We start from the raw sequence: 13,594 nt of genomic DNA, 5'->3' as shown, positions 1-13,594 counted from the left end.
CAGTCTTTGTTGGCTGATCTGAGTTGAGCACAAACCTGATTTTTTATGCATATTCATATTCTCGGCATTTGCGGTACCTTCATGGGAGGGCTGGCTGTGCTTGCACGCCAAGCCGGTCATCGTGTGACCGGTTGCGATGCACATGTGTACCCACCGATGAGTACGCAGCTTGCGGCACAAGGCATTGAACTTATCGACGGCTACCACGCTGACCAACTTGCACTCAATGCGGACCTTTATGTAGTCGGGAATGTTGTGACGCGTGGCAACCCATTAATGGAGGCGATTCTAGACCAAGGTCTGCCTTACACCTCAGGCCCACAATGGCTTGGCGAACACGTGTTAGCGCAAAAATGGGTATTGGCAGTGGCCGGCACGCATGGCAAAACCACCACAGCGTCTATCCTTGCTTGGCTGCTCGAAGAAGCTGGATTGAACCCGGGTTTTCTAATCGGTGGCGTGCCACTTAATTTGAATATTTCGGCGCGACTCACGGCATCGAATTTTTTTGTGATCGAAGCAGATGAATACGATACGGCGTTTTTCGATAAGCGCTCTAAATTTATCCATTATCGTCCGCGCACTCTCGTGCTCAATAATCTCGAATACGATCATGCAGATATTTTCCCAGATCTGGCTGCAATTGAAACGCAATTTCATCATTTAGTGCGTATTGTCCCAGCGGCTGGGCGGATCCTTGTGAATGGCCGCGATGCAGCGCTTGCACGCGTGTTAAGCAGGGGCTGCTGGAGTGAAATTGAAGCTTTTGGGGTGGCCGACGGCTGGCAAGCAGAGCCGGTTGATGAGCGTGTCATGGATCAATCTTTTGCCGTGCATTGGCAGACCCAGCGAGTAGGCATGGTCAACTGGCAAAGCTTGGGTGAACATAATCGGCTCAATGCGTTAGCGGCCTTGGCTGCGGCCCGCCATGTCGGCGTAGCGCCGGCCGCCGGCGCTGCGGCGTTGGCGCGTTTTGCTGGGGTGAAGCGGCGCATGGAAACATACGGTAGCGTGGGCGGCATCACGATCTATGATGATTTTGCTCATCATCCGAGCGCAATTAGCACGACCCTGGCTGGGTTGCGCGCGCGTATCGGGCCCCAGGCCCGCATTTTGGCGGTGCTTGAAGCGCGCTCAAATACGATGAAATTGGGGGTGCTGAAATCCCAATTGCCAGAGAGCCTAGCTCAGGCTGATCTGGTTTTCGCATATGGGGCATCAGCGGGGCGCGACGCGCTCGGCTGGGATTTAGCTCAAACTCTAGCGCCACTGGGCGAACGTGTTTACCCTTTGAATGATCTTGAGGCGCTGGCGCACGCGGTCGTTCTGGCGGCGCGGCCAAATGATCATATTGTAGTGATGAGCAACGGCAGCTTTGGTGGTATTCATGCGAAACTGCTTGCCATGCTTTCTAAAAAAGAGAATGCCACAATCGATTTTGATTCAGGGAAGGTTGCGTGAACGTTTTTTTTGAAGATTCCGGCAGCTTTAAGGCCGGCACTGTACTCTCTCACCAGAATGAAACGTTGCAAGTTGAATTGCCCGGCGGGCGGCGGATTAAAGTAAAAAGTAAAGATGTGCTACTTGAGTTTTCAGCGCCGACAGCTGCTGAATTAATGCGCGCCGCTGAGGCGTGCGCTCAGGCCATCGAACTGGATTTTTTGTGGGAGTGCGCAGGGAGCGATGAATTTAACTTCGCAGCGCTCGCCGTGGAATATTTTGGCGCACAGGTCACCTCGATTGAGCGAGCCTCACTGGTTCTGCGTTTACATGGCGCCCCTGTCTATTTTCGTCGTAAAGGGCGCGGGCAATACCTGCGCGCACCAGAAGAGCAACTCAAAGCCGCATTGGCCGCTCTTGAACGGCGTAGCCAACAGGCAGCATTGCAGGCCACTTATGAAGCTGAATTAACCGCTCATCGATTACCGGCGGCTTTTGAGGGTAAGGTTCTCACTTTATTAACCAAACCCGATAAAAATTCAATCGAATACAAAGCGTTGGAGGCTGCAGCCAGTGTTTGCGGTGTTTCAGTCGCACAATTAATACTCGATTGTGGCGCGATTCCTTCTGCGCGTGCATTGCATGAGAGCCGTTTTTTGGCGGAGCATTTCCCACAGGGGACGGGCTTTGGCCCAGCAGTCGAATATTCTGGGCCGGCGGCCGAGAGCGGCTTCGACGAGTTACCGGTGACTGAAGTCCAAGCTTTTTCGATCGATGACATTAGCACGACTGAAATTGATGACGCTTTCTCGGTCGAATGGCTGGCCAATGATCGTTTGCGGATTGGCGTGCATATTGCTGCGCCCGCGCTTGGCGTCGCGCGGGACGACATGATTGACTTGATTGCGCGCACGCGTTTATCGACCGTCTATGTTCCGGGCGATAAAATCACTATGTTGCCCGCCGCGCTGATTAATACATTCACTTTAAAGGAAGGTGGGCTCCGGCCGGTACTGTCGTTTTATGCAATTATCGATGGCGCAACGCAAGATATTGTGGCCACCGAGACGCGCGCCGAGCGTGTATTTATTGCGCACAATCTGCGCCATAATTGGCTTGATGCAATCGTAACAGCAGAGGCCATTGCAGCAGGTGAGGGCGATTATCCCTATAAAAAAGAGATCGCAGTACTTTGGCCATTTGCGCAAGCGCTTTACGAAAAGCGGCAGACGGCTCGCATCAATTATGGACTTAAGCGCGAAACGCAGCGCTATACAGACTTTAATTTTGCTATCGACGGCGAATCGGTCTCGATCACCCCGCGCCGACGCGGTTCTCCGCTTGATTTGATTGTTGCTGAGTTAGCGATTTTAGTGAACAGCAGTTGGGGTGCGGTATTGGCTAAATATGATGTGCCAGGAATTTATCGGGCGCAACGCTCATTTGGCGTTAACCGCACGCGCATGCAAATTGGCCCAGAGCCCCATGAAGGGCTAGGGGTTGAGCAATATGCATGGAGCACCTCACCCTTGCGGCGCTATATCGATTTAGTCAATCAATGGCAACTTCTAGCCTGTACGCAACATGGTGTGGCGGCTAAATTGGTGGCTCCGTTTAAGCCCAAAGATGCAGATTTGTACGTGATTGTGCAAAATTTTGACGAAATTTATCAAGCCTATGCAGATCACCAGAATCGCATGGAGCGTTTTTGGTGCTTGCGCTGGCTCAAGCAAGAAAAGCGTGAACGTATGCTTGCCACGGTCCTAAAAGGAGATTTGGTTAGGTTTGACGAAATCCCGCTATTGCTGCATGTGCCTGGTCTTGGTGTGCATGCGCGCGATACTAAGCTGTGGCTCGATATTCTCGCGCTAGACGAGCTTACTCTTGAAGTTTCATGTCGCCTAGCACAAGTATTAGAGGGGAGTGAGGCTCAGACGGATCTATCTGGCGACACCGCGCTGAGCTGCCCATAAAAATGCCATGATGTTAACGGTTGATCACTATGCAGTGATTGGCAATCCGGTGCACCATAGCCAATCTCCGTGGATCCATGCTCGATTTGCCGCGCAGACGGGCGAAAATCTTTGTTATACGCGCCTATGCGCGCCGCTTGATGGCTGCGCCGAAACGATACGAGATTTTGTTGCGCGCGGCGGATGCGGATGCAATATCACTGTGCCGTTTAAACTCGATGCTTATGCGTTAGCGGATACATTATCGCCCCGCGCCGCGGCTGCGGGTGCAGTTAATACCCTAAGAGTTGATGCGGGTGGCCTGTATGGTGACAATACCGATGGCGTTGGTCTGGTCCGAGATATTGAAGGTAATCTCGGCTTGGCGCTAGCGGGCCACCGCGTTTTGTTGCTTGGCGCGGGTGGGGCGGCGCGCGGGGCCCTCTTGCCATTGCTGCAGGCCAAACTTGCCGAGATCGTGATTGTTAATCGTACGGCCGAGCGCGCGGCTGAGCTTGCCCATCATTTTGCGCAATTAGCTGCAGAAGTTGGGTGTCAGCTGAGCGGTGGAGGGGAAGCTGTGGCGCGTGGCACGTTTGATGTTGTAATCAATGCTACGGCCAGCAGCCTTACGGGGGAGCTGCCACTTTTCGATGCGTGCGCGCTGGGGGCAAATACGCTTGCCTATGACATGATGTATGGGGCGCAAGAGACGGTTTTTATGCACTATGCGCAGCGCCATGGCGCGTCTACTGCAGATGGGCTAGGCATGCTGGTGGAACAAGCGGCCGAAGCATTTTTTGTGTGGCGGGGAGTGCGACCTGAGAGCGTTTCAGTGCTGGCTGAGTTGCGCGCATTGCTGGGTCGCAAGTGAGCCAACTGAATTCAACACGCTTTTTTTTATTACAGGTGCTCATACTAGGCTAATGTAATGCGCCAAGCAAAATAATCCCAATCGTAATCGTAAGCGCGCCACCTAAGCGAGTTGCCATTTGCGCAAATGGCATCAATTGCAGGCGATGCGCGGAAGTTAAAATGGCTACATCGCCAATCCCTCCCATCCCACTATGGCAGGCATTAATAATGGCCCCTTCAATCGGATACAAGCCGACCCAACGTCCAACAAAGAAGCCGACCATTGTCAAGGTCACGACAGTGACAACAATGGTGATGAGGTTAGCCAGCGTGAACGCCACGAGTAACTGGTCCCATGGAGCAATCGTAATGCCGATTGCAAACAACAAAGGATAAGTCACAGTCGTAGAGAAAAAACGATAAACCGTGCGCGCGCCCTCTTCTAACTTAGGAGAAACTGCATAAGTCAATTTGGCGAGCACGGCCAGGAGCAGCATGGCGACTGGCGCAGGCAGGCCAATCAATTGATGGATTAAGATGCCTAATATATATAAGCAAATGGCAATCATGCCAGCCGACGCAAAATTTTCAACTGAAGCCGTAGGCAGATTGGTGTGGTTTGCCAAGACGCTATGGTCGCCTTTATGTAAGCGGCCTCTGCCACTGTAGCGCTGGTAACGTTTACCGAATTGGTTAAGTAAGGCGGCGCAGATAATTGCTGTCAAGTTGCCAAGCATGACTGCGGGTATAATCTGGGCGAATAATTGCCCTTGTGGTAGATTCAAAATCTCGGCGTAGCCAAGCGTAAGGGGAATCGCCCCTTCGCCAATGCCGCCGGCCATAATCGGGATAACAATATAAAAGAAAGTGTGGTGCGCCCCTAAACCGAGCGCCATCCCTGTAAGCGTGCCTACAATCGCAGCAGCGATCGAACCGATGGCTAACGGCACAAAAATTTTAGCAAAACCCTTAACTAGAGCCTGCCGGTCCATACTCAAGATACTGCCAACGACAACCGCAGCAATAAATAGATACAATACATTAGTGGCTTGCCAAAAATCTGTAATGGACCGGATGAGTTCATTTGGCAGTAATTGATAATAGGCCAGGCAGGAAGGTAAAAAAGTGGTCACGATCACCGGACCGCCGATTCTGCGCAAACCTGGAATGCGCGCGCCTAACTCAGCGCAGGTAAAGCCTAACACTGCGAGGATCGCAGCCATAACTGAAATATCAGTTGGAGTTTTACCCAGCGCAAATAAAGCGCCTAAGCAAAGCATCGTGACGCAGTATACGGGGAGCGGCACAATGCCGACCCGCTTGTCCATCCAAAGCCACCAGCGTAGTGCATGCGGTGGTGAGCTAGATGAAAGGCTATTCTGGTTAGGCTTGCTTGTAAGCTGCTGGAAAAATTTGCGCGTCAAAGCATAAGCACCTAAAGAAAAAACCTTCATCGTGGATTTCCTGCTTGGTCTATGTTTTTTATTTATAAGATGTCCTAATGTGTAAAATAAAGCGCGATTCGCTATAAATTATAGTTTTGGCAAAATTAGCCTACTTCACAAGGGTAACGTTCATAAATTATCGATGCCCATTAAGCAATGCTCATGCGGTCACAGTATTTGAGCATGAGCGAGCCGATGAGCAGACAAACGAAGAGTGGTGTAGTGAGTTTTGCTGGCAGCTTGTTCATTTATATAACAGGCCGATAAACTGTCGCAAATATCCACGTTGCGGCAGCGTACGTTAATCTCTTTTTAGGTACAGGTAAGTTTTAGATGGAAACAATTAAAACCGGGCTTTTAGGTTTCGGCACTGTTGGTCAAAGCACGTTTGCTGTGCTCCAGCGTAATCAGGGCGAAATTAGTCGTCGGGCTGGACGCGGCATTGAGATCAAACGAATCGCTGTGCGCGATAGCAACAAAGCGCGGGCCATACTAGGCAGGGCTGATTCAGTTATGTTGGACGCAGATGCTGAGGCATTGGTCTGTGACCCAGCTTTAGATATCGTAATAGAAACGATCGGCGGCACTACGATTGCGCGCGAATTAGTATTGCGTGCATTAGCCAACCGCAAGCATGTGGTGACAGCCAATAAAGCTCTGCTTGCGGTGCATGGCGCCGAGATTTTTGCCATGGCGCACAAGCACGGGGTGATGGTAGCATTCGAAGCAGCCGTTGCCGGTGGTATCCCGATTATCAAAATTCTGCGCGAAGGATTAAGCGCTAACCGAATTCAATGGATTGTCGGGATTATCAATGGCACGACAAATTTCATTTTGTCTGAAATGCGCGAGCATGGCATTGATTTTGAGACCGCTCTTGAGCGCGCTCAGCGCCTAGGTTATGCGGAAGCTGATCCGACCATGGATCTTCAGGGTATCGATGCAGCTCATAAAATAGCGCTGATGAGTGCGCTTGCTTTCGGCACCCCCATCCAATTTGACAGAGCATATATTGAAGGCATTAAAGAGTTGGCCCCGCTTGATATTCAATATGCAGAAGAATTGGGTTATCGGATCAAGCTGCTCGGAATTGCGCGACGGATTGCAGATAGCATCGAGTTGCGCGTGCATCCCACCTTGGTCCCAATCCAACATCTGCTCGCCAATGTCGAAGGGGCGATGAATGCGGTCGTTGTGCATGGCGACACAGTGGGCTCGACGCTTTATTATGGCAAAGGTGCGGGTGGCGAGCCAACCGCCTCCGCAGTGGTGGCTGATCTGATCGATGTGACGCGTTTACATACCGCAGACCAAAATCAGCGCGTACCCCCTCTTGCATTCCAACCGGATCAGTTATCAAATTTGGCAGTTTTGCCAATCAGTGAAGTGAAATGCCGCTATTATTTACGGCTGCGTGTCATGGACGTAAAAGGCGTATTAGCTAACATTACAAAGATTCTTGCTGATAATGATGTATCCATTGATGCTTTATTGCAAAAAAAATCACGCTTGCCTGATCCGGTGAGCGCTAATGAGACAGACGATTTAATCGTGATTACTCATCTGGCTGTTGAGAAGCAAATAAGTGCCGCGCTAGAGCAAATGGGTACCTTGACGACAGTTATGCCGCAGATGACAAAACTGCGGATTGAAACATTAAATGAAGGGTGTTAGTGCATGAATTATATTTCCACCCGTGGGGCTTGCGCAAACGAGCGCCGGACTTTTACTGACATTTTGCTCGCAGGCTTAGCTCCAGATAGCGGGTTATATTTACCTGCGGTTTATCCTTCGATTACACCGGACGAACTTGAGCGTTGGCGAGATCTGTCATATGCAGACCTTGCGTATGAAATTCTCGCTAAATTCTGTGACGATATTCCTGCCCAAGATCTGCGCGAGTTAACCCACAGTACTTATACTGCGCAAATATATCGCCATGCACGTGAGCCTGAAAAGGCTGAGCAAATTACACCCCTTAAGGCTTTAGGCATCGAAAACGGGGTGCCCCTTTACCTGCTTGAGCTATCGAATGGCCCAACGCTGGCGTTCAAAGATTTAGCTATGCAGTTGCTGGGTCGGTTGTTTGAATATACGCTGGCCAAATCAGGCAAACAGCTCAATATCCTGGGCGCGACTTCGGGCGATACCGGCAGCGCGGCTGAATATGCGATGCGCGGCAAGCAGGGGATTCGGGTTTTTATGCTCTCTCCCCACCAAAAGATGAGCCCGTTTCAAAGCGCACAGATGTATAGCCTGCAAGACCCGAATATCTTTAACCTTGCCGTAACAGGGGTATTTGATGATTGCCAGGATTTGGTCAAAGCGGTCTCCAACGACCACGCGTTCAAAGCCCAATATAAGATTGGCACAGTCAATTCGATTAATTGGGCGCGTGTGGTCGCACAAATTGTTTATTACGTTAAGGGTTGGTTAGCCGCCACTCAACCGGCTGCGACAAAATTAGGTCAGGCATCTGGATCTGAGGCGCTGCCTAAAGTGTCATTTTGTGTGCCATCGGGTAATTTCGGCAATGTCTGTGCCGGGCATATTGCGCGGATGATGGGTTTGCCAATTGATAAACTGGTTGTAGCGACAAATGAAAATGATGTGCTAGACGAATTTTTTCGCACAGGTGTTTACCGCATCCGCGATGCTGCAGGCACCTATCATACGAGCAGCCCGAGTATGGATATTTCAAAGGCATCGAATTTTGAGCGCTTTGTATTTGATTTGTTGGGGCGTGATGCGGCGCGGGTGCGGCAATTATTTCAGCAACTTGAAGCAAATCAAGGCTTTGACTTATCCGGCAGTGGTGATTTTGCGCGCATTCACCAGTTTGGTTTTGTTTCAGGCTGTAGCTCGCATAAAGAGCGTATGACGACCATCCAGCAGACCTATGCGCACTATGCAACGATGATTGATACGCATACGGCTGATGGCTTGACCGTCGCGCGCCGTTATCTAGAGCCTGGTGTGCCGATGGTGGTGCTGGAAACCGCGCAACCCGCTAAATTCAGCGCGGCCATGCGCGAGGCGCTAGGGCGAGATCCTGAGAGGCCGGCTACCTTTGCCGAGATTGAAAAATTGCCGATGCGCTTTGAGGTTGTGCCGCCGGATGCGCAGTTCTTGAAAGAGTTTATTGCTGCGCACACTGGATAAGCCCGTGAGTTCGTCCATTTTTTATTGACCTGCTTTTGCTTAACCTTCACTCAGCCTGGAATAGTCGCTGTGGCTCTGTAAAAAATGATACGTAGAGCAGGCTGATTGGGCAGGCCGCACTCAAAGTTGAGGTGAGGAGGTCGCGATGAGGTGTTGGTAGACGGCTTCCGTCTTTTGTACGAACAACATTTTCCCAAAATGTATTTTACTTTTGCGCCGCGCGGACTCTCCTATCGCTCGCAAGGTCTCAGGGTTGCCTATAATCTCCTGAAGTAACCTCGAGAGAGTATGGGGATCGTGTTGGGAGACAATCCAGCCATCTTCGCCCTCAGTGATGTTCTCTGGCAACCCCCCGCAATTTGTGACGATAACGGGCTTCCCCATCGCCATCATTTCGCGACAAGCAAAAGAAATCGCCTCTGCATAGGAAAGCACAAAACCAATATCGAGAGCCGCAATACAGGGTCGTACATCCAATAAGTTCTCAGCGAAGGTCACGTGCTCAGACATGCCGAGTTGTGCCACTTGTTGCCGCTGTGAAGCACTTGGACTTTCACCCGCAATCAAGATATGTACCTTTTCGCGCGTCGCGCCAGGCAATTTCGAGATTGCCGTTACCATATCGATCCACCCCTTGTACTCGGCCGTACCTGCAACACTCCCAACAATGAATTTACCCGCATGTTGAGGGCCGACCATACGCAAACGCGCTTGCTGGGAGGCAGCGTCGTCAAAAGGATGGAAGTACTCTACATCTACCCCGTTGGGGATTACCGACACCTCTCGCTTAGTATAGGGCGTACCATTAAGTAGATGACTAGTGTGGCGTGATACTGCAATCACGTGATCGGTTGCATATTTCACTCGGAGTTGACTGCCGAAATGCTTTCCGACGGGTAGCGAGTTATGTTTTGTATACACCACCTGCGGCCTCTTCCCATGCAAGCCGAAGAGAGCATACATGACCAAACGATGGTCCGGTGAACCGTTCACGTGCACAATATCGAAGCATTCTTTTTCGAACATCGTACGCAACCGTTTGCGCGTACTGAATATGTCCCGCCATTCCCTTGGCTTACTTGGAAAAGGCATATCGACTACGTTAACGTTGGGGATGGATTGGCAAAGCAGATACAACTTGCTGGTGGGAGGGGCTGCCACCCATATTTCATGACGCGCGCGGAGTGACTCGGCCAGGCTAGCTACATAGGTTGTATGGCCGCCGCCATAGCTCACGTGGAAGTTTGTGTACAGAATCTTCATAAATAGGATACTCAAGCGAGTCACACGATTGGAGGCTTGCGCGGTAAAGAGGCAGCGGCCTGTCACAGACGTGTATCTGGCAGGCCGCTTGAAACGGCAGTTTAGGCAGCCAGTAACGAGCGCAGCACAAAAGGTAAAATCCCGCCATGCTGATAATAATCCACCTCAATGGGTGTATCGATGCGTAGCAACAAAGGCACATGTTGTACCGCGCCATTTGCGCGGCGGATCGTGAGCGTCACTTGTTGCTGCGGTTTGATGTGCGCGAAACCCTCAAGATCAAAGCTTTCATCGCCCTGAAGGCCTAAGGTTTGCGCGTTTATGCCAGGCATGAATTGCAATGGCAAAACCCCCATACCCACTAAATTGGAGCGATGAATGCGCTCAAAGCTACAGGCAATCACCGCCTTTACGCCGAGTAATTGAGTACCTTTGGCGGCCCAGTCGCGCGAAGAGCCTGTGCCGTACTCTTCACCGCCAAAGATGATGGTGGGCACATCTTCCTCAAGATAACGCATGGCGGCATCGTAAATGGATAACAATTCTCCGCTTGGCTGATGCAGTGTAATGCCTCCCTCGACTCGCGTACCGTCTGCCTGGGGGGGGATCATCAAGTTTTTGATGCGGATATTGGCAAAGGTGCCGCGCATCATAATCTCATGGTTGCCGCGGCGTGAACCATAGCTGTTGAAATCGGCTTTAAGCACGCCATTTTTTTGCAGCCATAAGCCTGCCGGAGAGGTTTCTTTGATTGCGCCAGCCGGGCTGATATGGTCAGTTGTAACTGAGTCGCCAAAAATGCCAAGTGCGCGCGCGTTCTTAACGCTAGATTGATGCGCTGCAGGTTGCATCTTAAAATCAGTAAAGAAGGGCGGTTGCGCAATGTAAGTTGACTTTGGCCAGTTATAAACTTGGCCTTCAGTGCCTTCAATTTTGCTCCACAAATCGCCTTCTTGAGTGAGCTGTGCGTAGTTTTTTCTAAATACTTCCGCATTGAGTGCGACCTTGAGTAATTGATGGATTTCATCGTTTGTAGGCCAGATGTCTTTAAGATAAACATCTCGCACTTTTCCATCTTTATCGGTACCTTGGCCAAGCGGTTCAGTGATTAAATCGCGCATGATGGTGCCAGCGATTGCATAGGCTACGACTAGCGGTGGCGAAGTGAGGAAGTTGGCCCGTAGATTGGGGTGAATGCGGGCTTCGAAATTGCGATTGCCTGATAACACTGCGGCTGCGACGATATCGTTTTCAAGGATAGCTTCATTGAGTGCTGGTGTGAGATCGCCAGCATTGCCAATGCAGGTGGTGCAACCATATGCCGCCAGAGTAAAACCCAGTTTCTCAAGATAAGGCAGTAAGCCCGTGGCAGTTAAATATTCAGTGACGACACGTGAGCCAGGCGCGAGCGAGGTCTTAATATGTGGTGCGACGCTTAAGCCCATTTCAACCGCTTTCTTGGCCAGTAAACCGGCAGCCAAGAGTACGCTTGGGTTGGATGTGTTAGTACAGGACGTAATGGCGGCAATTAAAATGTCCCCATTGCTAATTTTGATGCCGTCACGGTTCATATAAACCTGTTCGAGCGCATTTTTATCTTTAGAAAAGCCGTTTTCGCTGACCGATTTTGAGAATAAATCAGTAAACGTTTGTTTCACTTGATTCAGTTCAATCCGATCTTGCGGACGTTTAGGGCCGGCGAGTGAAGGGCTTACCGTAGCTAAATCAAGCGTGATGACGCGCGTGTAGTCAATTTCACCCGCCTGCGGCATGCCATAGAGATGCTGTGCTTTGAAATAATTGCACAAAGCCTGGATTTCTTCTTGCGTGCGCCCGGTATTTTCAAAATATTCGATGGTTTTATCATCCACTGGAAAGAAGCCCATCGTCGCTCCGTATTCGGGCGCCATATTGCTGAGGGTGGCACGGTCGGGCACAGCAATTGAAGCGGCTCCGGTGCCGAAGAATTCAACAAATTTACCGACTACCTTTTCTTTGCGTAAAAGCTCGGTGACGGTTAGCACCAGATCCGTTGCTGTGACGCCTTCACGCAATTGGCCTTTTAACTCAAAGCCAATCACATCTGGAGTCAGAAAATAGACGGGCTGACCTAGCATCGCGGCTTCTGCTTCAATGCCACCTACCCCCCAACCGACGACGCCAATACCGTTGATCATTGTGGTATGGCTATCGGTGCCAACCAGCGTATCAGGATAATAAATAACGTTATGCTCCGCATCAGTCTGAATTTTCTGATGATGTACGCCACGCGCGAGATATTCGAGATTCACTTGATGAACAATGCCAACGCCGGGCGGCACGACGTGAAATGTATCAAACGCTTGCATGCCCCATTTCATGAACTGGTAGCGTTCCTGATTGCGCTGGAATTCCAGCTTCATGTTTAAATCGAGGGCATCTTTACGGCGGAAATAATCGATTTGAACTGAGTGATCAACGACTAAATCAACGGGCACTAAAGGCTCGATCAATTTGGGGTCGCGCCCCATGTGTCGAGCGACATCACGCATTGCAGCAATATCAGCCAGCAGCGGCACGCCCGTGAAATCTTGTAACACCACACGCGCGACAACCAGCGGAATTTCTTCAGTGCGGGTAGCCTTGGGTTGCCAATTTGCGAGTTGTTCAATATGCGTACGCGTAATTTTGCGGTCATCGTAATTGCGTAATACGGATTCAAGCACCAGCCTGATTGAGACGGGTAAGCGCTCAAGTTTAAGATTAAGCGCCTGACCTAGCTGTGGCAGTGAGTAAAACTGACCAATTTGGGTGCCGCTATCGAATTCTTTAAGTGTGTTGTAAAGAGAATGAGCCATTTTGTCCTTATCCGCGGAAATCGCTAATCTTCTGCGCTGCTTTTCCTCAAATGCTGATGCACGATGTTTTATAGCAGGGTGCAGCAGCCTGAGAAAATGCTAGCCCTCTGATTTGCGAAAAGCCTGTTTAACGAGTTTTGCGAATTGCCTCCGCCTGGGTTGGCGCGGGAATGTCCTGCGCAATCATTGCGTGTGATCTGCATTCATCGGCAAGGCGTTGTTTATATTGACCTTTGTCATTGAAAAGCATGGCTTTAGATGGAATTACAACCCAACTCATCCCACTGGCTGGATCATAAAAGCGATCAGCGCCGGTACTGGTCTGGACGCGCGGCAGTCGGTAGTTCTTACGATTCCAGCGCATGGTAAGGATTTGATCGCGCTGCATATCACCGGTGATCCAGAGAGGTTGGTTGCCTTTGCATAGCCATTTCACTGGCTGAGCAGTCGTGGCGTTTGCTTTAGCCGCCCCATTTTTTTTGCGCGCTGCATGCTTGCGCAAGCGTTCGGCTGTTGCGGATGCGTTTGAAGAGGTTGTGGCCGGAGTGGCTCGTGTAACCGCATCGCTTGCTAGCGCCCCGGGGACGCTAGTGAAGAGATAGATGAAGGTGGCGATAACTAGGTTTCTCATATAGGTCTC

The 13,594-nt window shown here is 50.8% G+C and carries 9 protein-coding genes; 5 read left to right on the top strand and 4 right to left on the bottom strand.

The features are described from left to right. The first annotated feature begins 45 nt into the window (after positions 1–45). The 3 genes from mpl to aroE are packed head-to-tail and all read left to right on the top strand — an operon-like array spanning position 46 to position 4,266. The gene (gene mpl, locus MPB2EB_RS06460; protein ID WP_185181525.1) at positions 46–1,461 is read left to right on the top strand and encodes a UDP-N-acetylmuramate:L-alanyl-gamma-D-glutamyl-meso-diaminopimelate ligase; all 1,416 of its coding nucleotides are present in this window, start codon (positions 46–48) and stop codon (positions 1,459–1,461) included. Next, on the top strand, positions 1,458–3,413 hold the full coding sequence (locus MPB2EB_RS06455; protein ID WP_185181524.1) for a ribonuclease catalytic domain-containing protein: 1,956 nt from the start codon (positions 1,458–1,460) through the stop codon (positions 3,411–3,413). Before mpl ends, MPB2EB_RS06455 begins: the two co-directional genes overlap by 4 nt. A gap of 7 nt (positions 3,414–3,420) precedes the next feature. Next, the gene (aroE, locus tag MPB2EB_RS06450) at positions 3,421–4,266 is read left to right on the top strand and encodes a shikimate dehydrogenase (protein WP_185181523.1); all 846 of its coding nucleotides are present in this window, start codon (positions 3,421–3,423) and stop codon (positions 4,264–4,266) included. A gap of 49 nt (positions 4,267–4,315) precedes the next feature. Here aroE and MPB2EB_RS06445 read toward each other — a convergent pair whose 3' ends face one another. Next, a complete protein-coding gene (locus MPB2EB_RS06445) occupies positions 4,316–5,575 on the bottom strand; it encodes a 2-hydroxycarboxylate transporter family protein (RefSeq protein WP_198422348.1) in 1,260 nt (419 codons plus the stop codon). 450 nt (positions 5,576–6,025) lie between these two features. Between MPB2EB_RS06445 and MPB2EB_RS06440 the strand changes: the two genes are divergently transcribed. Both MPB2EB_RS06440 and thrC read left to right on the top strand, forming a co-directional pair. Then, positions 6,026–7,366 carry a homoserine dehydrogenase gene (locus MPB2EB_RS06440; protein WP_185181521.1) on the top strand — a complete coding sequence of 447 codons (1,341 nt, stop codon included), beginning with the start codon at positions 6,026–6,028 and terminating at the stop codon, positions 7,364–7,366. 3 nt (positions 7,367–7,369) lie between these two features. Further along, positions 7,370–8,854, top strand: coding sequence for a threonine synthase (gene thrC / locus MPB2EB_RS06435; protein WP_185181520.1), 1,485 nt, complete (start codon positions 7,370–7,372; stop codon positions 8,852–8,854). Positions 8,855–8,974: 120 nt separating this feature from the next. On the opposite strand, the gene MPB2EB_RS06430 is transcribed toward thrC, so the two are convergent. The 3 genes from MPB2EB_RS06430 to MPB2EB_RS06420 all read right to left on the bottom strand — a co-directional run bounded on the left by MPB2EB_RS06430 (position 8,975) and on the right by MPB2EB_RS06420 (position 13,585). Beyond that, the gene (locus MPB2EB_RS06430; protein WP_185181519.1) at positions 8,975–10,117 is read right to left on the bottom strand and encodes a glycosyltransferase; all 1,143 of its coding nucleotides are present in this window, start codon (positions 10,115–10,117) and stop codon (positions 8,975–8,977) included. A 101-nt stretch (positions 10,118–10,218) separates the two neighbouring features. Beyond that, positions 10,219–12,954, bottom strand: coding sequence for an aconitate hydratase AcnA (gene acnA / locus MPB2EB_RS06425; protein WP_185181518.1), 2,736 nt, complete (start codon positions 12,952–12,954; stop codon positions 10,219–10,221). Between the two features lie 127 nt (positions 12,955–13,081). Next, entirely contained in the window at positions 13,082–13,585 is a 504-nt protein-coding gene (locus MPB2EB_RS06420; RefSeq protein WP_185181517.1) for a hypothetical protein, read from the bottom strand. Positions 13,586–13,594 lie beyond the last annotated feature (9 nt).

Source organism: Mycoavidus sp. B2-EB (assembly GCF_014218255.1).
GTDB lineage: Bacteria > Pseudomonadota > Gammaproteobacteria > Burkholderiales > Burkholderiaceae > Mycoavidus.
The sequence above is the reverse complement of the archived record's forward strand: the minus strand, read 5'-3'. Positions and strand labels throughout refer to the sequence as shown.